The sequence below is a fragment of the Desulforegula conservatrix Mb1Pa genome, from assembly GCF_000426225.1.
GTDB lineage: Bacteria > Desulfobacterota > Desulfobacteria > Desulfobacterales > Desulforegulaceae > Desulforegula > Desulforegula conservatrix.
The window spans coordinates 1-25,712 of the sequence record NZ_AUEY01000037.1 but is presented as its reverse complement, the minus strand read 5'-3'; the positions used below and the strand labels follow the sequence as shown (position 1 = coordinate 25,712).

Below are 25,712 nucleotides of genomic sequence, written 5' to 3'. Positions count from 1 at the left end.
AAATTATGCAATCGTTTCTGACTCTATTGATTCAAAAGCCTTTTTGATTGATTCGTTAACATTTTCAGTCGAGGTTCCTCCTGCGGACTTTCTTCTGTCAACCATCCTTCTGACTTCAAGATATTCGTAAACATCTTTTTCAAACATCTCATCAAACTGGCGGAGAACTTCAAGCTCGAGGTGATCTATCTCGACTCCTTTGGCAAGAGCGTGGGAAACCATCCTTCCGGCAACGTGATGAGCTTTCCTGAAAGGCATACCCTTTGCTGCCAGATAATCCGCAAGATCTGTTGCATTCAAAAAGCCCTTGCTTGCCGAAGCCTCCATTACATCTTTCTTCACAGTCATATTAGGAAGCATACGGACATAAATATCTATGCAGTCTTTAAGCGTGTCTATCATCTCGAAAAGCGTTTTCTTGTCTTCCTGCATGTCACGGTTGTAAGCAAGCGGCAAAGATTTCATCATTGTAAGAAGAGAAAAAAGAGCGCCGTAAACACTACCAGTCTTGCCTCTGACAAGCTCAGGAATATCGGGATTTTTTTTCTGAGGCATTATGCTGCTGCCGGTAGTGAAGGCATCGGAAAGCGTGATAAACGAAAACTCAGATGTTGACCAAAGTATAAGTTCCTCGGATATTCTGCTGAAGTGCATCATGCATATGCTAGCGCAAGAAGCGAGTTCGAGCATGTGATCACGATCAGATACCGCATCCATGCTGTTTGCAGATATTTCAGGAAAATCGAGAAGACGCGCCACATATTCCCTGTCTATGGGATAGGTAGTTCCAGCAAGAGCGGCGCTACCGAGCGGCATTACATTTATTCTTTTCAGACAGTCTTCGAATCGCCTTGCGTCCCTTGTGAACATTTCATAGTAAGCCATCATATGATGGGAAAAAAGTACGGGCTGCGCTCTCTGGAGATGGGTATATCCTGGAAGAATCACATCAATATGCTTTTTTGCAAGCTCCGCAAAAACATGTCTCAAGGCTCTAAGAAGCTGAATAATCTCTTTTACCTCGTCCCGCATGTACATCCTGGAATCAAGGGCCACCTGATCATTCCTGCTTCTTCCGGTGTGGAGCTTCTGGCCTGCCTCACCGATCTTCTCAACAAGCCTGCTCTCAATGTGCATGTGAATATCTTCAAGGCTGTCAGAATACTCCATTCTTCCAGCCTCAATGTCCATCCTTATCTCTTCAAGACCCTTTGCAATCTGCTCAGACTCTTCAGGGGTAATCATTCCAACCTTTGCCATCATTTTGGCATGGGCTATACTCCCTGCAATGTCATGACGATAAAGACGCTTATCCACCTGAATGGATGAGGTAAAACGCTCAACCATCCTGTCTGTTTTTTCACTGAATCTTCCGCTCCAGAGCTTTTCCGACATTTATCAAGATTCCCAAAGTAAAGTTTGCCAAATTAAAGTTTGTTTAAACAGGTTTATATGCATTTTATGATCAATCGGCCTTAAAAAAACACCGGTGAGTAGTGAGTAGGTCGGATTAGAGCGTTCTTTGCTCGTAATCCGACAATAAACCGAGTGTCTTTGGCTGGTCGCTTTTTAAAAAATAAGCTCCTAAAATGAGCCGACTATTTTTCCATAAGGCTTCTGATTCTAAGCCTCAGTGCATTCAGACGAATAAAGCCTTCCGCGTCCTTCTGTCTGTATACGGAATCGCCTTCGAATGTTGCAAAGGATTCGCTGTAGAGTGATTTTTCGGCCTTTCTACCAAGAACATAACAGTTGCCTTTGTAGAGCTTGAGCCTGACAACTCCTGAAACTGGCTTCTGGGCAGCATCTATCATATTCTGTAGCATCTTCATCTCAGGGGAGAACCAGAAACCGTTATATATAAGCTGGGCATATTTCGGGATCAGAGAATCTCTTATATGACAGACTTCCCTGTCAAGCGTTATCGATTCCATGGCAAGATGGGCAAGCCGTAGAACAGTTCCGCCAGGCGTTTCATAAACTCCCCTTGACTTCATACCTACAAAACGGTTTTCGACAAGGTCGATGCGGCCAATTCCGTTTCTTCCTGCAATGGTATTCAGCCTCTTGAGAAACTTTGCTGGGCTGAGTTCCTCTCCGTCTATTGATACCGGATTCCCCTCGAGAAAGCCTATTTCTATAATTTCCGCCTTATCAGGAGCTTTTTCAGGAGGAACGGACATAGTATACATATCATCTGTAGCAGCAGTCCATGGATCTTCAAGAACTCCGCCCTCATAGCTTATATGAAGAATATTTCTGTCCGTGCTGTATGGTTTTGCCCTTGTTACAGGAACCTCAATACCATGTTTTTCAGCAAAGGCAATCAGGGATGTTCGTGAATTGAGATCCCACTCTCTCCAGGGAGCGATTATTTTTATATTCGGATTAAAGGCAAAATAGGTAAGCTCAAATCTTACCTGATCGTTTCCTTTTCCTGTCGCGCCGTGGCTTACGGAATCAGCACCTTCAATTTTGGCAATTTCCATCTGACGCTTTGCTATAAGAGGTCTTGCAAGGGAAGTTCCAAGAAGGTACTGCCCCTCGTAAATTGCGTTTGCCCTGAACGCGGGGAATACATAATCACGGACAAACTCTTCTGTAAGATCATCCACATAAACCTTGGAAGCACCTGTTTTAAGAGCTTTGGGTTTTATGAAATCAAGCTCTTCTTCCTGGCCTATGTCTGCCGAAAAGGTGATAACCTCACAACCATAGGTTTCAATGAGCCATTTAAGAACAACCGACGTATCAAGACCGCCTGAATAGGCAAGAACAACTTTTTTTATATCAGACACTTTGCACCTCATAATTGGTTTAAGCACGGTTCAAACCATCATGCTTTATTCTAAAATTGCCTCCGGCGGGTCGCTTTTTTGTAAAAAAGCTCCGCAAAAAACTTCATGTTTTGAATAACTCACAAAAGTATCAAAAAACACAAACAGCTGAAAAGCGTCGAGTTTTTGATGATTTTGGAAATTAACTCATTTTTTTGATCCTAAGTAGTTTCAAGGATCATCGCCTCTAAACACGAAAGTTTAAGGGGGTATAGGGAATTTTTTCAAAAATCCCCCACGTTTTTTACCTATTTATCAGCACATCCATAATAGCCTTATGCATATGCATCTTGTTTTCAGCCTGATCCCAGAGCACTCCGGCGAGTCGCTTTTTTGAAAAAAAGCTCCGCAAAAAACTTCATGTTTTGAATACCTTACAAAAGTATCAAAAAAACACAAATAGCTGAAAAGCGTCGGGTTTTTGATAATTTTGCAAATTAACTCATTTTTTTGATCCTCAGAAATTTCAAGGATCATCGTCTCTAAACACGAAAGTTTAAGGGGGTAGGGGAAATTTTTTCAAAAATCCCCCACGTTTTTACCTATTTATCAGGACATCCATAATAGCCTTGTGCATATGCATCTTGTTTTCAGCCTGATCCCAGAGCACTGAGTTAGGGCCCTCCATTACTTCATCTGAAATTTCCTCGCCTCTGTGGGCAGGAAGGCAATGCATGACAATCGCATCTTTTTTGGCAAGATCCACAAGCTTCTTGTCCACAAGATATCCGGCAAAAGCCTTAAGGCGTTTTTCCTGTTCCTTTTCCATTCCCATGCTTGCCCAGACATCCGTATATATTACATCTGCATCTCTTACCGCTTCTTTGGGATCAGTTACTATCCTGATACTGCCTTTGCCTGTGGAAAGAGCCCTGTCAAGTATGGTCTTGTTCGGGAAATAGCCCTCAGGACATGCAAGTACAAGATCAAGCCCAAGAACAGCCGCAGCATTAATCCATGAGTGTGCGACATTATTGCCATCACCTACCCATGCGTATTTAAGCCCTTTGCATCCGCCCTTGCATTCGATAACAGTCAGAAGATCACTCAAAATCTGGCATGGATGGTAATCGTCGCTGAGTGCGTTAACAACCGGTATTGAAGCCTCTTTTGCAAATTCCTCGATAAGGGCCTGGGAAAATGTCCTTATGACTATTGCATCAAGATATCTGGACATTACCCTTGCGGTGTCCTTGATAGGCTCGCTTCTGCCCATCTGGGTGTCGGCGGTGTTAAGAAAAATAGGAGTTCCGCCCAGCTGAGCAAAACCTGCTTCAAATGAAATCCTGGTTCGTGTCGAAGGCTTGTCAAAGATCATGCCCATTGTCTTGCCTATCATGGGTCTGTCTATTATGCCTTTTTTATACCTTCTTTTAAGCTCAAGCGCCCTGTCAAAGAACAGCCCGAAATCTTCTTCCGTAAGATCAATCAGTTTTAAAAGATCCTTTTTCAAAACATCACCTTTCGTTTCCAATGCAAAACAATTTTATTTAAGCTGACAAACCGGCCAGTATTTCATCAAGACAATTTATAAGAAGGTTAATTTCCTCATTTGAAATAACAAGAGGAGGAATGAACCTTAAAGTATCGTTTTGAACGCAATTGATAAGAAAACCTTTTTCCATGCATTTCTTGACAATCTGGGCCCCCTCAATTTTGAGTTTAACACCGAGAAGAAGCCCGATTCCGCGTACATCCACGATCACATCATGTTTTTTCTTCAGCCCGTCAAGCTTTGACCTGAAATAAGAACCTGCGGCAACGCATTTATCAAGTATGCTTTCCTTCTCAATTATTCTTGAAGCTTCGAGAGCCGCAGCAGTTATAAAAGGCGTTCCGCCGAATGTCGATCCATGCGCCCCTGCTTTGAAAGCAGATCCAACTTTTTCAGTCGCAAGCATAGCGCCTATTGGAAGCCCATTCCCAAGCCCCTTGGCGAGTGTCATTATATCAGGAGCTACATTATCATAGTCATGGCAAAAAAGTTTACCTGTTCTGCCCATGCCTGTCTGGATTTCATCATAAATAAGAAGTGCGCCATGCTTGTCGCAAAGCTCACGCACAGATTTAAGAAAGCCCTTCTCGGCACAGACTATTCCGCCTTCGCCCTGAACAGGTTCAAGCATGACGGCACAAACCTTGTCGCTCATCTTGGCGGAAAGAGCATCGATATCATTGAACGGTACAAAATCAAAGCCTTCAAGCATGGGATCAAATCCATACTTTATCTTGTCCTGTCCTGTCGCTGACATTGCTCCCATTGTTCGTCCATGAAAAGACTGGGTCATTGTCAGGATCGTATACCTGCCCTTTTCTCCTTTTTCAGAGAAATATTTGCGGCTAAGTTTAATTGCAGCTTCATTTGCCTCAGCGCCGCTGTTACAGAAAAACACACGGTCGGCAAAGCTGCGTTCTACAAGCCATTCGGCAAGCTCTGTCTGCGGAACAGTGTAATAAAGATTGGAAACATGGAAAAGTTTTTCAGCCTGTTCCTTGATCGCATTTGTTATTCCAGGATGACAATGCCCAAGATTTACAACTGCAACTCCTGCCACAAAATCTATATATTCCTTGCCATCAGTATCCCAGACACGGCATCCCTTACCCTTTTCAAGAACAATCGGAAAACGCGCGTAAGTCTGAAATATTACAGAATCCGACTTTTTGATTATATCGTTCATTTTATTTCCATATATTTTGTAATCTATCAGCCCTTGCCTCCGGCGGGTCGCTTTTTTGTAAAAAAGCTCCGCAAAAAACTCTTCATTTTTTCCAAAATGCGAAGGCTGAATAGTTATTCTTATTCCATTTCGCATTCAAGATGATAACAAGGGCTACGCAGGCGTACGCCCTCTGTACGTCGAGGAGCCGACTACGATGCCAACCCTTGCCATGAATTGCTTAGGGCTTGAATGCGGAATAGAATTATAATGTTACCTCTGTGCCAATACCATGATCCGTAAAAAGCTCAAGAAGCACTGTATGTCTTCTTGCTCCGTTTATTATATGCACCTTGCCGACGCCTTCACGAACAGCGTTAAGCGCAAACTCAACCTTTGGAATCATGCCGCCCTTGATCACTCCGGTTTCAATCATCCTGACAATCTCATCTGTTTTTATTGAAGAAATAAGATTCCCATCAGCGCCTTTTACACCGTCGACATCAGTAAGAAGAATAAGCCTTCCTGCGCCGAGTGCCGATGCGATCTTGGATGCAACAACATCTGCGTTGATATTGTATGTCTCTCCATTTTCCCCTGCGCCAACAGGAGCTATTACAGGAATGAATCCCTGGGATGATAGACTGTTTATGAGATGGGGATCAACGCTTACAACCTCGCCGACAAGACCAGGATCTATTATCTCAGGCTGATCAGCTTCGTTGTGGTTTATAATCTGCATTTTTTTAGCAAAAATAAGCCCACCGTCCTTGCCAGTTAACCCTACAGCTTTCCCGCCGTGCTGGTTCATCTGGGCTACAATAGATTTATTGACCTTGCCGCCAAGAACCATCTCAACCACATCCATTGTCTTCTCACAGGTATAGCGCATCCCTCTCACAAATCTTGTTTCAATGCCCATGGTATCGAGCATGGAATTGATCTGCGGACCTCCGCCGTGAACAACGACAGGGTTAAGTCCTATGAATTTCAGAAGGGTTATGTCCCTTGCAAAATCTTCCTTAAGTTGCTCATCAACCATTGCGTGACCGCCATATTTGACAACAATGGTCATTCCAGTAAATTTTCTTATATAAGGCAATGCTTCGATTAGAATATCAGCAACATTGATGTCCATAACTTTTTCCCGTATATTTCATTTGTAATATCCGGCCTTTTATCTGCCTCCTCAAAATTCTTATAGATGCAGCAAAATACACTAAAATATCACAAATAATTTCATTTATTTTCTGACAAAATGGGGCATATCTTTCGGAAGTTCCATTACCATTTCGGCAAATCCCTGATACTCCCCTTTTTCATCAAACCACGGAATCTGATAAATCAGTTTCCTGATTCCGTTTTTTTCAATTGTATAGCAATTTTTTTCTCTGGTTTTGAGCATGTTTTCGAGCTTCTGTCTTGAACTGCCAGGATGACAGTCCAGAAGGTTCTTTCCCATCAGCCCGGCGCCACCGCTCTTTTCAAACATGCGACATGATGCCTCGTTCATTTCAATTATATAACCATCACGATCACAGACCGTAACAGCCACATCTGCCTTTTTCTGCCACATGCCTTCACCTGTATCATAGAATAAATCTGCTCAAATCCTCATTGACACTTATGGATTCGAGCTTTGCAATAACAAAATCTGTGTCAATGACAACCTTTTTATTATCAATATCAGGCGCTTCGAATAAAATATCCTCTAAAAGCTTCTCAAGAATGGTATGAAGCCTTCTGGCACCTATATTTTCAGTTCTGGCGTTTACCGTTTCAGCTATCCTTGCAATCTCTGATATTGCCCCTTCAGTAAAGACAAGTTCAATATTTTCTGTGGCAAGGAGAGATGTGTATTGAAGAATAAGCGCATTTTTCGGCTGGGTGAGAATTTTAACAAAATCATCCCTCGAAAGACTCTCAAGCTCAACCCTTATCGGAAATCGTCCCTGGAGCTCAGGAATAAGATCCGAAGGCTTGGAAACATGAAAGGCACCGGCAGCGATAAAAAGAATATGATCAGTTTTAACTGCGCCATACTTTGTACTGACAGTCGTACCTTCAACAATCGGCAGAAGATCCCTTTGTACGCCTTCCCTTGATACATCCGGGCCTGTTGTCCCTCCACTTCTTGAAGCGATCTTGTCAATCTCGTCAAGAAAAATAATCCCTGAATTCTCGACTGTATGAATGGCTGCCTTTACAACCTTTTCCATATCAATAAGCCCCTGGGCTTCATCATTGGTCAGAATTTCAAGAGCTTCTGGAACTTTCATTTTTCTTCTTCTGGTATTCTTAGGAAGCATTCCGCCCAGCATTTCCTTAAAATTGGAACCTAAATCCTCCATGCCTGTTCCTGAAAAAATCTCTATGAAAGGCGTGGATTTATCCTGGGTTTCAAGATCGACATATCTGCTGTCAAGCTTGCCTTCCCTGAGCATTCTGCGGAGTTTTTCCCTTGTGGAAACAGTTTCAGGGCCTGAATTCTCTCCTACAATTTCAAGCTGTGCCTCTTTCTGACCGTCTTCACCAAAACCTGGTTTGCTACCTGATTTGGGAAGCATGAGATCAAGAATTTTTTCTTCTGCAATTACCTTGGCCTTATCTCTCATGGATTCCTGCTCTGATGCCTTTACCTGACTAATGGTAAGCTCCAGGAGATCCCTGACCATAGATTCCACGTCTCGCCCTACATAACCGACTTCTGTAAATTTGGAAGCCTCTACTTTTATGAATGGTGAGCCTGTTAGTTTCGCAAGACGCCTTGCTATTTCGGTTTTCCCTACTCCGGTTGGACCGATGAGTATGATGTTCTTAGGAGCAATTTCATCCTTAAGATCTTCGGGCACCTGTTTTCTGCGCCATCTGTTCCTGAGTGCTATGGAAACAGACTTTTTGGCGTTCGACTGCCCTATTATGTATTTATCAAGTTCACTAACAATTTCTATGGGTTTTAAATCAGTCATATAATCAGAACTCCTCAACAGTGACAGAGTTATTTGTGTAAATACATATTGAGCCGGCTATTTCCATAGATGCTTCCACAATGCTCCTTGCGTCCATATCCGTATGCCTGAAAAGGGCTTCTGCGGCTGATCTTGCAGATTGAGCGCCAGAACCTATGGATAGAACTCCGCCATCAGGTTCTATTACATCTCCATTTCCTGATAAAAGCAGCATTTTGTCTTTTTCAGCAGCTATCATCATTGCTTCAAGCCGTCTCATATATTTATCTGTCCGCCATTCCTTGGCAAGCTCAACAGCACTTCTGGTCAGATTTCCGCCGTACTGTTCAAGTTTTGCCTCAAGTCTTGAAGACAGCGTCATTGCATCTGCTGTGGAGCCCGCAAAGCCAACGATTATTTTACCGTCGTATATGCGCCTTACCTTCCTGGCTCCGTGCTTTATTATGCTGTCACCAAGAGTCACCTGGCCGTCACCTGCTACAGCAAGACGCCCATTTCTCATGACAGCAAGTATTGTTGTTCCGTGGAATGATTCTTTCATTAATATGTGCTCCAGTTAAAAACGGTTTCCCATTATGTAATTATTTCCGAGGGTGCGCCTTATCATATGCCTCCATCAGTCTGTCCAGAGTAACATGGGTATACTTCTGGGTTGTAGACAGACTCTTATGCCCAAGAAGTTCCTGAACAGCCCTTAAATCAGCACCTGAATCAAGGAGGTGAGTCGCAAAGGAGTGACGCAATGAGTGTGGTGATATTTTAAACAGAAGACCGCATTCCATCATTATCTGATCAAGTATCCTTGCGATTGATCTTGTGGTGATCCTTCCTCCACGAAGATTAAGAAAAAGCGGAGTTCCATCTTTTCTTTTTTCTGTATCAAATGCTAAGCACAATGCTTCTCGATATTTATTAATGGCGTCAAGTGCCTTCTGACCGACCGGAATTATTCTTTCGACAGATCCCTTGCCCATGACCTTTATCAGCCTCGAATCAAAATCGATATTCTCAGAATTGAGACCCGCAGCCTCTGATACTCTGAGCCCTGACGAATAAATTGTTTCAAAAACAGCCCTGTTTCTTAAGCCTTTCAGCGTTTCATCACAAATTGAATCAAGAACCCGGAAAGCATCGTCAACTGTCAGGTATTTGGGTATGGTCTTTTCCGTTTTCGGACTGCTGATATAGGCTGTGGGATCATCTTCTATGATGCCTTTTTTGACAAAAAAATGAAAAAAAGACCTGATTGTCGAAAGCTTTCTGGATACCGAGGTCTTTTTAAGTTTTTTCTTTGAAAGATGCCCCAAGTATGACCTGATTTCAAGGGCAGTTACACTACTAACCTTCCTTATTAACAACAAATCATCATTTTCTTCTTCTTTTATTTCATCACTTACAGGACAAACAAAAGCAATGAATTCGTTAAGATCGCTTTTGTATGCTCTGAATGTGTTTTCAGAAAAAGACTTTTCACTTTTAAGAAAATCAAGAAAGTCTTTAATATTCGAGTCAGCCATAAGCTATCACAAACCAGCAAGATTTTTAATTTCGGACCAGGAGCCTGCCTCAATAAAAAAATGCTCTTTCCTGTTCCAAGGCTGTGTATACAAAATTGGAACAATACCTGCCTTTTCTATCTGAAAACATGTCTCAAGGCGATCTTCGACAAAGTACCTGATTCCCTTTTCAAGAAGAACATCCTTTTTCCCTTCAAAAGTTCCTGTTGCGACAATTTCCCATTTATCAAGGCATGAACCAAGATTTTTAGCAAACCACTCCTTGACAACACCAGAATCCGGCCTTGCAGTCACAACAAGAAGCGGAGACGAAAAACTGCCGAAGCGGCACAATACATCCACAGCCCCTGGCATTTGCCTGAGCGTATGACTATATGAGCCATTATTGATCATATCAAATATCTCATCAAGAATGTCCGGAGGAATATTCAGGCACTCTTCAATCATGTATTCCGTGAAATCTTCGTATTTCAGACCGGTTATTCCGAAATCATGTCTTGCAATATCAAGAAAAAGATTCATTGTGTCTGCCACGACTCCGTCAAAATCAAAAGCTGTTAAAGCCGGATCTATAACCTGATCTATAATAGAGTCTATAAGAAGGTCATTTTTTTTCAAGATTCACCACCTGATGAAATTAGTGCCATGACCTTTTTCATTGCCTCCCATACGTTTCGTTTTTTCGATGCATCTTTGATCAGATCATCAGGATGATATGTCGGCATAAGCCTTAAACCATGCTTTTCTTGAAACTTGCCTTCAATAGATTCAAAGGCCAGATAATTCCCTATAAATCCCAAAGTTGCAAATCTGCCAAGAAGAATAATTGCAATTGGTTTCAAGGCAGAAATCTCATTTTTAAGATAATTCATGCAGCATGAGACATCAGAGTCAACAGGAATTAAGCCTCCGGGTGGCAGGCATTTTACAATATTGGTAATATATACATTCTCAGGTTCAAGATTCATTGCCTTAATTATACGTTCCAGAAGCTCGCCAGATTCTCCTGAAACAGGAGAGCCTGATTCCAGGCATCCTGCATCAGGCCACGAAGACACAAAAACAACCCTTGGAATGCTTGTTCCCTGCCCTTTTATTTGGGGCAACCCCATTTTATAAAGACTGCAACCATGGCAATGAACAGCCGCACTATTGGATTTTGCTGAACCAGTATCATTATTACGGTTTGATGATGTAAAGACGGGCTTCTCAAGAAGCGTTATGCCTGATTTTTCAAGACTTTTCAGCAGATTATCAACATCATCAAAAATTTCGATTACTGGATTCATGGACTTTTTCCCATAAGATGTCTATTTGAGGCACGTATCTAAATAATTCTGGCCAGAATCCTGTCTATAAGCGCGTTAGCCACAGCATCTTTCCCCATTACAGGCATATGATCAATATTCCCGTCAGCATAAAAAAGCGTCACCCTGTTCGTATCCGAGCCAAATCCTGATCCTTCTTCAGAAACAACATTTCCAACAATCATATCAAGATTCTTGGATTTAAGCTTTGCAAGGGCATTTTCCCTGAGATCCCTTGTTTCAGCAGCAAAACCCACAAGAAACTGATTTTTCTTTTTCTCTCCGATAGCCTTTAGAATATCAGGATTCTTTTCAAGTTTTATGATCATATCATCAGAAGTTTTCTTGATTTTATGCTCGGCAACATCTTTGACTCTGTAATCAGCCACAGCAGCCACTTTTATTATTATATCCGCATCATCCATATTTCTGATCATGGCTTCATACATTTCTGCGGCGCTTAAAACATTTACAGCAGATACATTGAAAGGAACAGGAAGAGATGTTTTGCCAGTTACCATTTTAACTTCCGCGCCTCTGTACTCCGCAGCCCTTGCTATCTCGTAGCCCATTTTACCGGACGAATGATTGCTTATATATCTCACAGGATCAATTGGCTCAATTGTCGGCCCAGCTGAGACAAGCACCCTTTTACCCTTTAAATCCGAAGGACTCAGTACTTTTTTAAGCCTGTCAACAATGAAAGGCGGATCAGGGAGTCTCCCAGGACCAGTCACACCGCAGGCAAGTTCGCCTGAATCAGGTTCGAGCACATGAAATCCGTCAGCCTCAAGACAGTCTAAGTTTCTCTGAACAGCCCTGCTTTCATACATATTGGAATTCATGGCCGGGCATATCAAAACAGGAGTTCTTACAGCCATGATAAATGTGGAAAGAGCGTCATCTGCAATACCGTTTGCAATTTTTCCAATCATGTTTGCTGTTGCAGGAGCAATTATTACGGCATCGGCCTTGTCAGCCCATGATATATGTCTTATTTCCCCTGAGACATCCTTTTCAACCACATCCATATATACTGAATAGCCTGAAAGAGCCTCAAAGGTTAAAGGGCCGACAAATGCAGCAGCATTTCTGGTCATTATAACCCTTACAGAAGCACCTTCCTTCTGAAGCTGCCTTAGAATCTCAACGCTTTTATATGCGGCAATTCCGCCTGATACGCCAATTACGATCAGCTTATTTTGAAGTAATCCCACGAACCCTCCGAACGAGCCATAAAACCAGAAAAATCAAAAACAAAGAAGAATTATATGCTTTTTATCCTTTAGCAAATAATTAAGAAAAGATAAGGTATATTTTTAATATTTCTCTTTCAACTCATAAGGAACCCCATGAAAATCAGACAGTACACAGTTTTTCTATTAATACTGATTTTTTTGCCGGTTTTAAAGGCATGGTCAGAAGAAGTTAAAAGCTTTGATTCAAATGGGAAAGCAATACCCAAAATAGTGGGCGGAACAGAATCGAGCGCTACCGATTGGCCATGGATGGCAGGGATTCTTTTTTCAGCACGGCCTTCAAATTATGACGCCCAGTTCTGCGGAGCATCCGTAATTGACAAGAGCTGGGTTTTAACGGCCGCCCACTGCATAAAAGAAGGATCTGCCGCAGAACTTCTGCCCCAGGACATTGAAGTTCTTGTTGGAGCCCACGACCTAAGATCAAATGAAGGCAAAAGAATCAAAGTCAAAAGAATCATAATGCATCCTGATTATATCCCCCTGACCTATAATAATGACATTGCCCTTATTGAACTTGAAACTCCGACAGATACGGAAACGCTACCTTTATATGAAAACGGAGGAGATCTGGCAGGAATAACAGCAACAGCGATAGGCTGGGGATACACAAGACCAAATGATTCTTTTTCAGCGGCACACAAAAGGCAACAGGTAAATCTTCCGATAGTGACGAATGAAGAGTGTAATGCTGCTTTTTATGAAGAAATAACAGGAACCATGATGTGCGCCGGATACCTTACCGGTGGCAAAGATACATGCAGTGGAGATTCAGGTGGGCCTCTTGTTATAAATCAAAATTCAAAATGGCTGCTCGCAGGTGTTACAAGCTGGGGTGAAGGTTGTGCCAAACCCGGATATTACGGGGTCTATGCAAGGGTATCTGAATTAAAATCATTTATACGTAAATATGTTCCGGATACAACTCCTCAGCCGGAACCAGAACCAAAGCCAAAGGGATCGTCTTCACCTTCTTCTTGCTTCATATCTTCAGTATTTGAGAGATAAGTGATGAAATTGTATAAGGTAGGAGGAAGCATCCGAGACAGATTCTTGAACAGAGCTATCCATGATACGGATTATGTTGTCATTGGAACAGATGAAAAGTGCTTTCTGGCCGGATTCCCGTCAGCCAGACCAGTTGGCAAAAAAAAAGCTGTCTATATACTTGATGGGAATGAATATACCCTGTCTCATTCAAAAAATATTGAAGAGGATCTCGGATCCAGGGATCTTACAATAAATGCCCTTGCCGAAGATGATGAAGGCAGAATTTTTTCCCACCCTCAATCATTTGAAGATATCAAGAACAAGATCCTTAGACCAGTAAATCAAAAGAATTTTTTTGATGACCCTTTAAGGGTTTTCAGGGCAGCACGATTCGCTGCAGAGTTTCCTGATTTTTATATTTCTGATGAGCTTACTGGAATAATGAAGAAAACATCTGAAAAAGGAATACTTTCCTCAATCACAGCTGAGAGGGTCGGAATGGAAGTTCTTAAGGCCTTTGCCGCGCCTGTGCCATCCAGGTTCCTGAAACTGCTCTTTTCAACAGACAGTTTAAATCCCTGGCTGGAAGAAATTGTAAACTTTCCGCAAATACCTGCTGGCCCTAAACCCTATCATAATGGTTCCTTACTTGAGCATACATATAATGTCATGGACAGGCTTGCAGGGGATAAGCTTCTTGTATGGATGGGATTCTGCCATGATTTGGGCAAATCCCTTACGGATGAAAAAATTTTGCCCCATCATTATGGCCATGAAAAAACAGGGGTACAGCTTGCTGAAAGAATCGGTCAGAGATTAAGACTTCCCAAGGCATTTATAAAAGCAGGGAAGACCGCTTCTCTCTGGCACATGAAAGCCGGAACTTATGGAGATCTGAGACCCGGGACTAGGGTTGATATGCTTACATCACTTTTAAAAGATGAACTCTTTGAAGAAGTATTCAAACTAAGTGCAGCAGATAAGCAAAACGATTATTTTGTAATTGCCAAAAAAGATATGGAAACAATCCTGAAAGTAAAACTGCCCGAAGAATTCAGGGATCTTGGAGAGAAATCAGCGTCAAAGATACGTGAGCTAAGGTGTCAGGCTATTTCAGGCAGTAAAGGTACTTGAACTCTTATGAAAGAGCAATGGCCGCTTCTTGTAAAAAGCTTGGCAAAAACTTTTCGGTTATGGTTTCTTTTGCTTGAAAAACACATATTCTCAACCCGTAATAAAAACCATAAAAATTTTGGGAAAGATATGGGAAACCCTTTTTCAAAAGGATTTCCCAGTAAGAATGCAACAACAGGCTTGCCATTTAAAAGGCCTGAATGATTTCAAATATTCAACCTGTGACATTGATGAGTATAATTTAAAGAAAAGATGGAAAAAAATGATTGTTCAAATTTATGAAATACAGACTCCTCAGGAAGCCGAAAAAGTTATTGAACTTGGGGTAAATAATATCGGAAGCGTTATTTTGTCTTCATCATCATGGAAATTTCCAGAAATAAAAGACACTGTAAAAACAGCTGGCAGCCTCGGAGCAACAAGCAGTCTCATTCCATTATTCTCAGAGCCTGACGCTGTATTTGCAACGCTCGAATATTACGGCCCTGATATTGTCCATTTCTGTGAGGCTCTTTTTCCATTTGATAATATTGAAAAAACATGTTCAAGATTCATTAAGCTTCAGGAACAGGTCAGGGAAAGATTTCCTGAAATAAAGATCATGAGGTCAATACCGATACCTGTAGATGGATCTGCCACAGAAGTTCCATTTCTTGAAATTGCCGACTTATTCGAACCATACTCTGATTTTTTTCTCACAGACACGTTCATTTCCGGATCAGGTGACGATCATTCAGATGCTCAACCAGTCCCGGGATATGTAGGGATAACGGGTAAACTGTGCTCTCCTTCAAAATCCAGGGAGCTTGTTGAAAAAAGCGTTATTCCAGTAATACTTGCAGGCGGCCTTTCACCTGAAAATATTTATGATCTTGCAGTGGATATCAGGCCTTATGGGGTTGACAGCTGCACATTGACCAATGCGGTTGATAACAACGGAAAACCATTGAGATTTAAAAAAGATTTACACAGGGTGGCTGCTTTTGTTAATGAAGCAAAACGCGCTGCTATAAAATGCAACAGCAAATAATTTTTGAATATAATGATAAACAGGAGCACAGAGAAAGATGTACGAAGCAGGAGATCTAAAAAAAGGCCTTAAAATACAGATAGATGGGGTCCCATTCGCTATTGTCCAGTTTGAATTCGTCAAGCCTGGCAAGGGTCAGGCATTATATAAATGCCGTCTCAAAAACATGATCACCGGAGTTCAGTTCGATAAGACCTACCGTTCAGGTGAAAAATTCGAAGAAGCAAACCTTGAAGAAAGAAACATGGAATATCTTTACGCTGAAGGTGATAACTATTGCTTCATGAATTCCCAAACCTTTGAGCAGGAATTTGTTTCAAAAGATCAGATGGGCGACACCCTTGATCTGCTCAAAGACAACACAGTATGCTCAGTTCTCTTCTTTGACGGCAAACCAATAGGAGTAACTCTTCCTAACTTCATGGAACTCAAGGTTGTTAAATCAGATCCTTGGGCAAAGGGAGATACTGCAACAGGAAGCACAAAGCCTGCAATTCTTGAAACAGGATTCCAGGTTCAGGTTCCTCCTTTTGTTGAAGAGGGAGAAATTCTTAAAATAGATACGCGTACAAAAGAATACGTTGAACGTGTAAAAAGTTAGTTGTATTATTAAAGCTAAAATATGGCCAATGCCTGACCTGTTCTTCAAACAGGACAGGTTTGGCTGTAAACCCTTGCCTTTCATCGGAATTTCTAAATGACTGAATCCCACATAAGAAAAATTCTTATAGTTGATGATGAGACCTCTTTGTGCAAGGTCATTGAGGGCTTTCTTTCAAGGAAGAATTATCTTGCCGAAATTGCTTATAACGCAAGCGAGGCACTGAAAAAACTTGAGGAACAGCATTTTGATCTCATAATATCAGACATTGTCATGCCTGATATGGACGGCATCTCTCTCATGAAAAGGGTGGTTGCAGACCGACCTGACATTTCTTTCATAATCATGACAGCTTACTCAGAAGACTATGCATATACAGACATAATAAATGCAGGAGCTTCTGACTATGTCACAAAACCTTTTGAAATGAGGGAGTTATGGGCCAGAATCGAGAGAATAGACAGGGAAAAGAGAACCTATCTTGACCTTAAAGCAGCAAACACAAGGCTTACAGAGGCTTTAGGCCTTGCAAGCCAGCTTGCTGAAAAAGCCCAGAAAGCCTCTGAAGCAAAAAGCGAATTTCTGGCACATATGAGTCATGAAATCAGGACACCACTTAACGGTGTAATCGGGTTTACGGAAATACTTTTTGATACAAGCCTTTCACTTGAGCAGAATGAGTATGTCGGAATAATCAGACAATGCGGTGAAACCCTTCTTTCGCTGATCAATGACATACTGGATTTCACCAAAATGGATGCGGGCCTCATGGAGCTTGAAAATATCGATTTCGACCCAGAGCTCCTTTGCTACGATGTCTGTGACATGATAAGGCCGAGACTGACCGGCAAAACAATAGAACTGATATGCTGCATAGACGATACTGTCCCTTCTATGGTATGCGGAGACCCTCACAGATTTCGTCAGGTTCTGTTGAATATAATGGGTAATGCCGCAAAATTCACCGAAAACGGCCAGATCGAACTTCGCCTTTCAGCCGTAAACGAAGATGAATTCAATGTCATGCTTTTTGCCACAATAGCAGACACAGGCATTGGAATACCGGATGATCTTGCTGAAGGCATATTTGAACCATTCAGACAGGTCAGTTCAGGAACAACAAGAAAGTATGGAGGTACCGGTCTTGGTCTTTCAATATGCAGAAAAATAGCGGGAATGATGCACGGTCATGTCTGGTATGAAAAGGGACCGAATATAGGCTCTGTTTTCAATTTTTCATCAAGAGTCGGAGCTGTCAGAGAAATTCACAATCCGAAACCTATACAGCTCAATCTCAAGGACAGAAGAGTCCTTGTTGTTGATGATAACCAGACGCTACTTGAACTCATCAGCAATCAGCTTTCCAAGGCTGAAATGAGAGTAACATGCCTCAGCAAGGGCGATTCAGTCCTGCCTGTGCTTGAGACTTCAGTTTCAGATCCTTTTGATATCTGCATACTTGACTCTGACATGCCAGGACTGAGCGGTCTTGAAATTGCAAAAGCAATCAGAATTTCGACATCACCTTTTTCAGAAATCCCTCTTCTTGTTCTCTCCACGCCAATACCCGGAGCTGCAACTGAAAGCGAAAATGCCGGTTTCAACGGTTTTTTGACAAAGCCTGTGAAAAAGACAAATCTCCTCCAGATGCTCAGCAAGCTGATCAGTCAGAGTAATGGAGATGATGAATCAACCAAAATAATTGCAAAAAATAAAATTTTAACGAGACATTCAATCTCAGAAGATATAAAAAGAAACATAACAGTACTTTTGGGAGAAGATAATCCAGTCAACAGGAGACTCACCTCCACAGTTCTCCAAAAAGCTGGTTATCACGTCATTAGCGCAGGCGACGGCAAAACACTTTTTGAAATCTATACATCCAATCCTTCTGAATTTGACATAATCCTAATGGATTTCAAGATGCCTGTTATGAATGGCATTGAGTCAGTCAAATCAATAAGATTTTGGGAAAAGACCATATCTTCAATGGGCAATGGGCTAACAGTTAAACTGGTTCCCATTATAATGCTCACGGCAAGCATTATGAAAGAAGATGAAACTGCCTGCTATGATGCAGGTGCAAATGATTATCTGATAAAGCCTGTAAAGCGTGAAAAGTTATACGAGATGATCAAAAAATGGGTTATAGACCGCCGCTGAAGCGGCCCAACAAAAATAACCGAATAGCTCTCAAGCTGAATCCAACTGATTACAAAAAATTGGCTTCGTCAAAGCTCTTCTACCCCAAAGGACGCACAACGTCGTCCAAGCAAACTTTTATATTCAGATACAGATCTCGACTTGAGTGCATTGCGGAATAAAAAAGTTGTCCCGTCCATTGATTTAATTTATAAGCCTTTTAACAATCCATAACTTTACATCAGACAAAGGGGATAATTATGATCAAAAGACGCTATTTCAAACTTATTCCAATGGTTCTCTCTGCGCTTTTTTTTATCAGCCCAGCTGCCTATGCAGCGAATGAATGGGAAAACATTTTCAGAGACCTGTCTTCAGGAAACACAATTACTCCTGGAGTAACACAGCAAGCAACGCTTTACAATTCGGGTGTTCAATTTGTAATTACAAATAACAACGGGGTTGTTAACGACTTTGGTGGAACAGACACAATCAATCTCGGTGTTAAAGGCAACGGAGTTAATCTGAATTTTAATGGAACCCAACCAGCTCTAATTGCATGGTCTATGCAAAATAAAGATGCACTCATGAAGGCTATATTCGGTAACGCTCCAGACGCAGCAATAAGCGGCATGACCAACGGCCAAATGGCAACCCAGCAGCTGTTCAGCGCCACCCTCGGATCTCCTGAAAATTTCGGAATTTCATTTATTCCGGTATCCAACAGGGATATTGTGCTCAAAGGCCAGTATGATTTTATGGAAATAGACAAATCAGACGCAACAGGCGGAAGCGGACTACTTACCTATGACAACAAATTCGGTACTGATAACGACAAGTCGGTCGGCATAACAATACCTTTCCGCCAGCTTGATGTAGATGATCAGGTGGATTCTACATATCAGAATGTTTCCTTTATCCCTCATTTCAAAAAACGCTGGTATATGAGCCAGTCCCTCACAGAAGTGACTTTTCATGTCAATCTTGGCCTGACTTATATGGAATCATCAGTTTTCCCTGATGGAGGCGGATTTCTCGATTACGGTATGGGAACAAACGCAAAATACGCTTATGCTTTGAATGATCAACTCAGCCTTAATGCCGGTCTCGGTTATCAGGTCATCAAAAGAGATATCCCCTCTGACCTTGTTCCAAAAGAACTCAGATGGGTATCAGACTCTTTCAACGATCTTGATCCGGAACATTCCATAACCCCTTCTCTGGGCGTTTTCTATTCCATCATGCCAAACAAGCTTTCGTTCAGAGGAGAAGTTTTCAGAATACATCAGGTCGTGGGCGATGCAATATCTGATTATGAAAACCAGACAGTAATGCTTGGAGTATTTTCATTCAGCGCCACTGATAAAATAAGAGCATCCATTGGCTATAAACAGTCCTTTGAGATGAAAGACATTACTGATCAGTCTGTTATTTTTGATTTCAAAATGCGCTGGTAAGATAAGCAAGAAAACCTAATTATTCATCGCAAATAGTTTTCTAAAAGACATCTTTTAAGTTCATAAAAGGGCTTGGTAAATCCAAGCCCTTTTTAGATAGCGAAATACTAAACCTTTTTGTAATTCCGGATCTTGGGGAATTTTTTGTAAAAAGTCCCTTAAGTCCCCTCAAAAACTTTATGCTTTTATTATGATTAGCCGCAAATGCCCTAAATTTGGATATGCTCCGTCTTATTACCTAAAAGTTTTTGCGGAGCTTTTTCTAAAAAGCGACTCGCCGAAGGCACACGCATCTGGTGCGCAAGCCTTAGAGCTTGAGCACCCTACTAATCGGCCTTTTTTGACGGCAATTTAACCATACAAAGCAACTTTTTTATTAAAAATATTAAATAGTTAACAGGAATAGAGCCTTTTTAAATCAGAGTAATTCCAGAAGCCTTTCATGAATGTTGTCAAATCCGCCGTTTGACATGACAATGATCAAATCTCCTGAAACAGCATAATCTTTTAGAAAACCAAGTATTGAGTCTGTGTCATCAAAATGATGGGCGTTTTTACCCCTTTCAATCAGATCAGCAACCATTTTTTCCGAAGAAAATCTTTCTGCTTCAGGAACCTTTTCAAGCTTTGAGGGCTTTCTGATCAAGACAGCATCCGCATCTCCGAAAACATCAGGATAAATATCCTGAAAGACTTTTCTCATGCTTGTATTGGTTCTTGGTTCAAATACCGCTATTACACGACCTGGGATGAAGAAGGGTTGTACAGCCCTGAGTGTTTCCTTCACAGCAGAAGGATGATGGGCAAAATCATCCATAACTGTAATTCCGTTTTTTACACCTCTGATTTCCTGCCTTCTCTTGACTCCAGGGAACGTTTTTAGTCCACCTGATATTGAATCAGCGTCAATACCAAGACTTTCTGCAACGGCTATAACAGAAAGCGCATTATAGACATTATGATATCCCATCATATTCAGACTGAATCTTGAGTACAGTTTACCATCCCTGAATGCACTGAAATCTGTGAAAGGCGGATTAATAATGATATCTCTCGCCTGCCAAGCAGAGTTTTCAGAAAAACCATAATTTGAAAGATTGCAGGAAACCGTGGCAAGCACATCTTCTGTTTCAGGATACATATCGCCGGAATAAAAAATTGAATTTTCAGGCATTATACCGGCAAAAGCCCTGAATGATGTTTTTACATGATCGAGATCCCTGTAAATATCAGCATGATCGAACTCAACGCCTGTAAGAATTGCTCTGTAAGGCTTGTAATGAAGAAATTTGGGGCCTTTATCAAAAAAAGCCGTGTCATATTCATCGCCTTCAATAACGATAAACTCACCGTCTCCAATACGGTAATTACTCTCGATCCCCTTCATGATTCCTCCTATTATATAGGAAGGATCAAGGCCAGCCTGCATAAGAACCCAGGCAAGGAGCGAAGATGTCGTGGTTTTGCCATGGGTTCCGGCTATAACAAGCTGTTTTTTATTTTTAGAAGCGAGTGCATTTACTGCCTGGGGCATGGAACAGTAATTTAGCTTTTTTTCAAGTACGGCCTTAGCTTCAGGATTTGTTCTGCTTATAGCATTGCCAACAACAACCAGATCAGGCTCATGATCAAGATTTTTTTCATCAAACGGAGAACTTACTCTTATACCCTTCTGTTCCAGAAACACGCTCATTGGAGGATATACATCCTGATCAGATCCGGTTATAGAATATCCCATATCCTTGAGCATTCCAGCCAGAGCGCCCATGGCTGTGCCGCACACTGCTGTAAAATGAATTGTCTTGCTGTCAGATGGTATCTGGTTTTTTACGGGGTCAAGCATATTTCCCTCGTTGCCTTTTCTTATATTATTCTGGCAAGCACTTTTTTTGCCGTTTCAACAGTTAGCTTAATATCTTCCTCTGTATGAGCAGAAGACACAAAACCTGCCTCAAATTGAGAAGGAGCTAAATAAATGCCGCTATCCCTCATTTCACGGTAAAATCTTGAAAACAAATCTGTATCTGATTTTTTGGCATCAGCAAAACTGTTTACAGGTCCTTCGGTGAAGAACATCCCGAACATTGATCCGACATAATCAGCAAAAACCGGAATTCCAGCGTCCTTTGCAACTGCCTTGAGACCATCAACAAGAGAAGATGTGGTCTTCTCAAGTTTTTCATAAAATCCGGGTGATTTGATCTGTTTTAATGTAGCTACACCAGCAGCCATGGCGAGAGGATTCCCGGAAAGGGTTCCTGCCTGATAAACAGAACCAACAGGCGCAATCATCCCCATTATGTCGCGTCTGCCACCATAAGCACCAACTGGAAGGCCGCCTCCAATTATTTTACCGAAACAGCTTAAATCAGGTTTTATGTTATAACGCTGCTGAGCGCCGCCAAGAGCCACTCTAAATCCAGTCATAACCTCGTCAAAAATTAGAAGCGCCCCATATTCCTCTGTTATTTTTCTGAGGAATTCAAGAAATCCGGGCAAAGGCTTGACCAGCCCCATATTGCCGGCCACAGGCTCAACTATTATGCAGGCTACTTCTTTGCCAACAGTTTCCATTAGTTTCTGGATCGATTCAGAATCATTATAGGAAACAGACATGGTCAACTCTGAAAGACATTTAGGCACGCCCGGAGTTCCAGAGATATTCAATGTGGCAACCCCAGATCCAGCCTCAACAAGAAAAGAATCTGCGTGACCGTGATAGCATCCATCAAACTTGATAACCCTCTCCCTTCCGGTATAGGCCCTTGCAAGCCTGATGGCGCTCATTGTTGCCTCGGTCCCTGAATTAACCATCCTCACCATTTCAAGGGAAGGCACAATTTCTGAAACAAGGGATGCAAGTTCCACTTCAAACTCACACGGAGCACCAAAGCTGGTTCCATTTTCAAGAGCATTTCGGATGGCATCAACAACTTCAGGATGATTATGACCAAGAATCATGGGGCCCCATGAACCGACATAATCTATATATGAATTGCCATCAGCATCGAAAATTCTGGAGCCCGAAGCTTTTGATATGAAAAGAGGGTCTGCGCCCACTGATCTGCATGCCCTGACAGGACTGTTTACACCACCAGGAATCAGATTTCTGGCTTTATCAAATAATATTCTTGAAACATCTGTTTTCATCAATGTAACCTTTCATAGAATCATTGACAGAAAGTCTTTTATTCTGCTTGATAGTAAGTGACAAGATAATACAGGCCAAGACAATACAAGTTAGGCAATCAAGGGTCAAGGCAAGACAATGAATCATTCCAAAAATGTTAAACAGATTGAAAAGTTCCTTTTTTATGTTCTGGGCAAAAGGCCTGATGAATTCGGAATTTTACTTGATATTGATGGTTTTATTAAAATCACTGACCTTGCCAGGGCCATCAGCGAGGAAGATGGTTACAGATTCATAAGGGATTCTCATATTAGAGAAGTTTTAATATCATCTAACGAATCACTTTTTGAAACATCAGATGACAGAATAAGAGCCATTGATAGAAGCGGCATTGAAAAATTTGAGAATACAATTCCAAAACTCCTTTATTATGCAGTCAAAAAAAGAACTTATGGTCATATCCTTGAAAAGGGGATTTACCCTGACCATGGCAACAGCCATATAGCCCTATCTTCCGACCAGAGCATGGCCTTAAGAATCGGAAAAAGAAAAGACAGACACCCTGTTCTTTTGACAATCCCGACCACAATCGCTTCTGATAAAGGTGTTGATCTGAGCAGGATAGGTGAGAATCTCTATGCTTCAAGACATATACCGGCTTCCTGCATCATTGGCCCTCCTCTTGAAAAAATAATAGGAACCCAGACAAAAAAAGATGCTCCAAAACCCTCCCCAAAAGCCGAAATTACTAATCCAGGAAGTTTCTTAATGAAGCCGGTTGAGGGAAATAGCAAGAAAAGGGAAAAAGGTGACTGGAAGAATTCAAAAAAAAGACTTAGAAAAGAAAAAATGAATTCATGGCCTGATGAATAAAAAAAGGTTCTGTTCCAGTTAAGTATGGCAAGGTCGCAAAAAGTCCGATTTCCGTGTCATTCCGGCGCAGGCCGGAATCCAGAAATATCTGAAAACACTGGATGTCGGATCAAGCCCGACATGATTCTTAAGCCATTTTTAGACTTTTGCGACTCCATCAAGTATGGAATACTTTATGATTCAAATAGCTAACTAAGACTTTTAATAAAGAAGCTGCCTTGCGGCGAGTCGCTTTAAAAAAAAAGCTCCTCAAAAACTTTCAGGTAAGTAAGCAGTGCGTACACAATTTTAGGACATTTGCGTCTGATAATTATAAGATATAAAGTTTTGAGAGGACTTAAGAATCTTTTTACAAAAAAATCCACAATATCCAGTGTTACAAAAAGGTTTAGTATTTCGATTTTTAACATCTAAGGGAAACATAGCCAAAAAAAAGCGCTTTCTGATCTATTCAGAAAGCGCTCTGGTAAACAATATTTTCGGACTTATTTGACTTTTAGTTTTTGTCCCGGAACTATTGTATTTGATGCACCTAGGTTGTTCATTTTTCTCAGTTCATCCACAGTCATCCCATATTTCTTGCTTACGCTATACGCTGTCTCACCGGACTTGACAAGATGTGTCGCTGACTTGGCTTTGGCAGCAGAATTAGTCTGCTTAGCCGGGGCATCTTTTTTTACAGCCTGCTTTGCTTTGGCGGAATCTTTCTGTTTATCAGCCGCAGGCTTTGATTCTGCAGCAGCTACCTGCTTTCTTGCAGATGAAATATTTGCGGACAGCTGGTCCGCCTTCTGCTCAAGAGCATCAATTCTCTGGAATGCGGACGATTCTATTTTATCAAGCCTTGCTTTTATTTCATCAGACGAAGAAACCTGAAGTTTTTCATTGATGGTAACAATGGTCTGCTCAAGCTGAAGAACTCTGGCCTCAAGTGCCTTGATCGCTTCAAGAGCTGGATCAGGTGCGTTGGTCTTGTTTTTAAATGGCGTCCAAACGAAAAAAGCCAAGGCTCCAAGAATTATCAACCCGCCCATCACCATCAGCGGTTTTTCGATCTTGCCAAGAACATCCTGGGATGATTTAGAAGACATTCTTCTGACATCCATATATTCTTTTTCCATGCTGAACGAGTTATCCTGGTTTTCATTTTCTGAGTTCATTTCTTTATATTCAAACCCCATTATATTGTTTAATTGCTTATGAATATCTATAACTTTTTTATAATTGCAGAGCCTAAGAGCTATCTCGAAACCTTAATTTAAAATAAGAAAAAATAGTCATTAGTCGCATCCTTAATCTGTAAAGCCAAAAACTATTTTTTAGAGCCCCTTTTGACTCCGTTTAAGTACGAAGCCAAGCGGCATGAAAGGCTGCACACCAAAAGGACTTATCTTTCATGAACCAATATTAAAAAAAATTCAATACGCTTCTTAAAAAAACTTGAAGATTTGTTGTTTACGGTGATTCAAGGTCTTGTTTTGATCAGCTTTGTTCATTGATCATATTTACTTTCTAAAATAAATCTTTCTGATTACCACTCTGCTTCAGCCATAGAAAGCATGGTTGATGGCATGGGTGGAGTCCTAAGAGCAACATAAATCAGTCTGTGAATCATGGACGGCAGATCATATCGGCGATTGAATCTGTACTGAAATTCTGCCAGGTACCGCGGAACATGCTTGCGATTAATTGCATGATAAGTACCTTTGAGCGCATTTTTTAAGTTACCAAGTATTATATTGACCCATTTGAAGGATGGATGCTCTACAGCTGCTTTACCACCTCCAGTAACATGGGGTTCGTGCT

General features: G+C 41.5%; 23 protein-coding genes. 7 read left to right on the top strand and 16 right to left on the bottom strand.

The genetic code is table 11. From position 1 onward, the window contains the following. Positions 1–3 precede the first annotated feature (3 nt). The 12 genes from argH to coaBC all read right to left on the bottom strand — a co-directional run bounded on the left by argH (position 4) and on the right by coaBC (position 12,507). Positions 4–1,395 carry an argininosuccinate lyase gene (gene argH / locus K245_RS0113230; protein ID WP_027359650.1) on the bottom strand — a complete coding sequence of 464 codons (1,392 nt, stop codon included), beginning with the start codon at positions 1,393–1,395 and terminating at the stop codon, positions 4–6. A 203-nt stretch (positions 1,396–1,598) separates the two neighbouring features. Continuing rightward, positions 1,599–2,798: an argininosuccinate synthase gene (locus K245_RS0113225; RefSeq protein WP_027359649.1), complete on the bottom strand. Its 1,200-nt coding sequence runs from the start codon at positions 2,796–2,798 to the stop codon at positions 1,599–1,601. 577 nt (positions 2,799–3,375) lie between these two features. Beyond that, complete coding sequence (argF, locus tag K245_RS0113215) at positions 3,376–4,290, bottom strand: ornithine carbamoyltransferase (RefSeq protein ID WP_027359647.1); 915 nt, start codon at positions 4,288–4,290, stop codon at positions 3,376–3,378. Positions 4,291–4,327: 37 nt separating this feature from the next. Next, positions 4,328–5,518, bottom strand: a complete 1,191-nt coding sequence (locus K245_RS0113210) for an acetylornithine transaminase (RefSeq protein ID WP_027359646.1) — start codon at positions 5,516–5,518, stop codon at positions 4,328–4,330. A gap of 244 nt (positions 5,519–5,762) precedes the next feature. Beyond that, on the bottom strand, positions 5,763–6,635 hold the full coding sequence (argB, locus tag K245_RS0113205; RefSeq protein WP_027359645.1) for an acetylglutamate kinase: 873 nt from the start codon (positions 6,633–6,635) through the stop codon (positions 5,763–5,765). Between the two features lie 105 nt (positions 6,636–6,740). Further along, positions 6,741–7,073, bottom strand: coding sequence for a PAS domain-containing protein (locus tag K245_RS0113200; RefSeq protein WP_027359644.1), 333 nt, complete (start codon positions 7,071–7,073; stop codon positions 6,741–6,743). Positions 7,074–7,086: 13 nt separating this feature from the next. Beyond that, a complete protein-coding gene (hslU, locus tag K245_RS0113195; RefSeq protein WP_027359643.1) occupies positions 7,087–8,466 on the bottom strand; it encodes an ATP-dependent protease ATPase subunit HslU in 1,380 nt (459 codons plus the stop codon). A 4-nt stretch (positions 8,467–8,470) separates the two neighbouring features. Beyond that, a complete protein-coding gene (hslV, locus tag K245_RS0113190) occupies positions 8,471–9,007 on the bottom strand; it encodes an ATP-dependent protease subunit HslV (protein ID WP_027359642.1) in 537 nt (178 codons plus the stop codon). A gap of 40 nt (positions 9,008–9,047) precedes the next feature. Then, positions 9,048–9,983, bottom strand: a complete 936-nt coding sequence (gene xerC, locus K245_RS0113185; protein ID WP_027359641.1) for a tyrosine recombinase XerC — start codon at positions 9,981–9,983, stop codon at positions 9,048–9,050. 6 nt (positions 9,984–9,989) lie between these two features. Then, complete coding sequence (locus tag K245_RS0113180; RefSeq protein ID WP_232223827.1) at positions 9,990–10,601, bottom strand: 5' nucleotidase, NT5C type; 612 nt, start codon at positions 10,599–10,601, stop codon at positions 9,990–9,992. Then, positions 10,598–11,272 (bottom strand): uracil-DNA glycosylase, encoded by a 675-nt coding sequence (locus K245_RS26685; protein ID WP_051284117.1) that lies wholly within the window; start codon positions 11,270–11,272, stop codon positions 10,598–10,600. The genes K245_RS0113180 and K245_RS26685 overlap by 4 nt, the downstream gene beginning before the upstream one ends. Before the next feature lie 38 nt (positions 11,273–11,310). Then, entirely contained in the window at positions 11,311–12,507 is a 1,197-nt protein-coding gene (coaBC, locus tag K245_RS0113170; protein ID WP_027359639.1) for a bifunctional phosphopantothenoylcysteine decarboxylase/phosphopantothenate--cysteine ligase CoaBC, read from the bottom strand. A 135-nt stretch (positions 12,508–12,642) separates the two neighbouring features. On the opposite strand from coaBC, the gene K245_RS24430 reads away from it, so the two are divergent. The 6 genes from K245_RS24430 to K245_RS0113135 all read left to right on the top strand — a co-directional run bounded on the left by K245_RS24430 (position 12,643) and on the right by K245_RS0113135 (position 19,903). Further along, on the top strand, positions 12,643–13,557 hold the full coding sequence (locus K245_RS24430; RefSeq protein ID WP_051284116.1) for a serine protease: 915 nt from the start codon (positions 12,643–12,645) through the stop codon (positions 13,555–13,557). A gap of 3 nt (positions 13,558–13,560) precedes the next feature. Further along, positions 13,561–14,673 (top strand): HD domain-containing protein, encoded by a 1,113-nt coding sequence (locus tag K245_RS0113160; RefSeq protein WP_027359638.1) that lies wholly within the window; start codon positions 13,561–13,563, stop codon positions 14,671–14,673. A 262-nt stretch (positions 14,674–14,935) separates the two neighbouring features. After that, entirely contained in the window at positions 14,936–15,703 is a 768-nt protein-coding gene (locus K245_RS0113150) for a beta/alpha barrel domain-containing protein (protein WP_198013892.1), read from the top strand. A 37-nt stretch (positions 15,704–15,740) separates the two neighbouring features. Beyond that, a complete protein-coding gene (gene efp / locus K245_RS0113145; protein ID WP_027359635.1) occupies positions 15,741–16,304 on the top strand; it encodes an elongation factor P in 564 nt (187 codons plus the stop codon). A gap of 96 nt (positions 16,305–16,400) precedes the next feature. Beyond that, complete coding sequence (locus K245_RS24425; RefSeq protein WP_051284114.1) at positions 16,401–18,467, top strand: response regulator; 2,067 nt, start codon at positions 16,401–16,403, stop codon at positions 18,465–18,467. A 239-nt stretch (positions 18,468–18,706) separates the two neighbouring features. Next, entirely contained in the window at positions 18,707–19,903 is a 1,197-nt protein-coding gene (locus K245_RS0113135; RefSeq protein ID WP_027359634.1) for a hypothetical protein, read from the top strand. 418 nt (positions 19,904–20,321) lie between these two features. Here K245_RS0113135 and mpl read toward each other — a convergent pair whose 3' ends face one another. Beyond that, positions 20,322–21,746 (bottom strand): UDP-N-acetylmuramate:L-alanyl-gamma-D-glutamyl-meso-diaminopimelate ligase, encoded by a 1,425-nt coding sequence (gene mpl, locus K245_RS0113130; protein ID WP_035277217.1) that lies wholly within the window; start codon positions 21,744–21,746, stop codon positions 20,322–20,324. A 20-nt stretch (positions 21,747–21,766) separates the two neighbouring features. Beyond that, positions 21,767–23,053 (bottom strand): glutamate-1-semialdehyde 2,1-aminomutase, encoded by a 1,287-nt coding sequence (gene hemL, locus K245_RS0113125; protein ID WP_027359632.1) that lies wholly within the window; start codon positions 23,051–23,053, stop codon positions 21,767–21,769. A 118-nt stretch (positions 23,054–23,171) separates the two neighbouring features. Here hemL and K245_RS0113120 point away from each other — a divergent pair, with 118 nt between their 5' ends. After that, on the top strand, positions 23,172–23,906 hold the full coding sequence (locus tag K245_RS0113120; protein WP_027359631.1) for an RNA 2'-phosphotransferase: 735 nt from the start codon (positions 23,172–23,174) through the stop codon (positions 23,904–23,906). A 485-nt stretch (positions 23,907–24,391) separates the two neighbouring features. Here K245_RS0113120 and K245_RS0113110 read toward each other — a convergent pair whose 3' ends face one another. Together K245_RS0113110 and K245_RS24420 are read right to left on the bottom strand one after the other, a co-directional pair. Then, entirely contained in the window at positions 24,392–25,066 is a 675-nt protein-coding gene (locus K245_RS0113110; protein ID WP_198013891.1) for a LysM peptidoglycan-binding domain-containing protein, read from the bottom strand. Between the two features lie 371 nt (positions 25,067–25,437). Beyond that, on the bottom strand, positions 25,438–25,712 hold a 275-nt coding region (locus tag K245_RS24420; protein ID WP_035277215.1), incomplete at its 5' end, for a transposase.

What these genes read in the sequence shown, in the direction of transcription:
- argH (WP_027359650.1), bottom strand. Translation starts at nt 1,395, where the DNA reads ATGTCGGAAAAGCTCTGGAGCGGAAGATTCAGTGAAAAAACAGACAGG.
- K245_RS0113210 (WP_027359646.1), bottom strand. Translation starts at nt 5,518, where the DNA reads ATGAACGATATAATCAAAAAGTCGGATTCTGTAATATTTCAGACTTAC.
- argB (WP_027359645.1), bottom strand. Translation starts at nt 6,635, where the DNA reads ATGGACATCAATGTTGCTGATATTCTAATCGAAGCATTGCCTTATATA.
- K245_RS0113200 (WP_027359644.1), bottom strand. Translation starts at nt 7,073, where the DNA reads ATGTGGCAGAAAAAGGCAGATGTGGCTGTTACGGTCTGTGATCGTGAT.
- hslU (WP_027359643.1), bottom strand. Translation starts at nt 8,466, where the DNA reads ATGACTGATTTAAAACCCATAGAAATTGTTAGTGAACTTGATAAATAC.
- hslV (WP_027359642.1), bottom strand. Translation starts at nt 9,007, where the DNA reads ATGAAAGAATCATTCCACGGAACAACAATACTTGCTGTCATGAGAAAT.
- xerC (WP_027359641.1), bottom strand. Translation starts at nt 9,983, where the DNA reads ATGGCTGACTCGAATATTAAAGACTTTCTTGATTTTCTTAAAAGTGAA.
- K245_RS26685 (WP_051284117.1), bottom strand. Translation starts at nt 11,272, where the DNA reads ATGAATCCAGTAATCGAAATTTTTGATGATGTTGATAATCTGCTGAAA.
- K245_RS24430 (WP_051284116.1), top strand. Translation starts at nt 12,643, where the DNA reads ATGAAAATCAGACAGTACACAGTTTTTCTATTAATACTGATTTTTTTG.
- K245_RS0113160 (WP_027359638.1), top strand. Translation starts at nt 13,561, where the DNA reads ATGAAATTGTATAAGGTAGGAGGAAGCATCCGAGACAGATTCTTGAAC.
- K245_RS0113150 (WP_198013892.1), top strand. Translation starts at nt 14,936, where the DNA reads ATGATTGTTCAAATTTATGAAATACAGACTCCTCAGGAAGCCGAAAAA.
- efp (WP_027359635.1), top strand. Translation starts at nt 15,741, where the DNA reads ATGTACGAAGCAGGAGATCTAAAAAAAGGCCTTAAAATACAGATAGAT.
- K245_RS24425 (WP_051284114.1), top strand. Translation starts at nt 16,401, where the DNA reads ATGACTGAATCCCACATAAGAAAAATTCTTATAGTTGATGATGAGACC.
- K245_RS0113135 (WP_027359634.1), top strand. Translation starts at nt 18,707, where the DNA reads ATGATCAAAAGACGCTATTTCAAACTTATTCCAATGGTTCTCTCTGCG.
- mpl (WP_035277217.1), bottom strand. Translation starts at nt 21,746, where the DNA reads ATGCTTGACCCCGTAAAAAACCAGATACCATCTGACAGCAAGACAATT.
- hemL (WP_027359632.1), bottom strand. Translation starts at nt 23,053, where the DNA reads ATGAAAACAGATGTTTCAAGAATATTATTTGATAAAGCCAGAAATCTG.
- K245_RS0113120 (WP_027359631.1), top strand. Translation starts at nt 23,172, where the DNA reads ATGAATCATTCCAAAAATGTTAAACAGATTGAAAAGTTCCTTTTTTAT.
- K245_RS0113110 (WP_198013891.1), bottom strand. Translation starts at nt 25,066, where the DNA reads ATGAACTCAGAAAATGAAAACCAGGATAACTCGTTCAGCATGGAAAAA.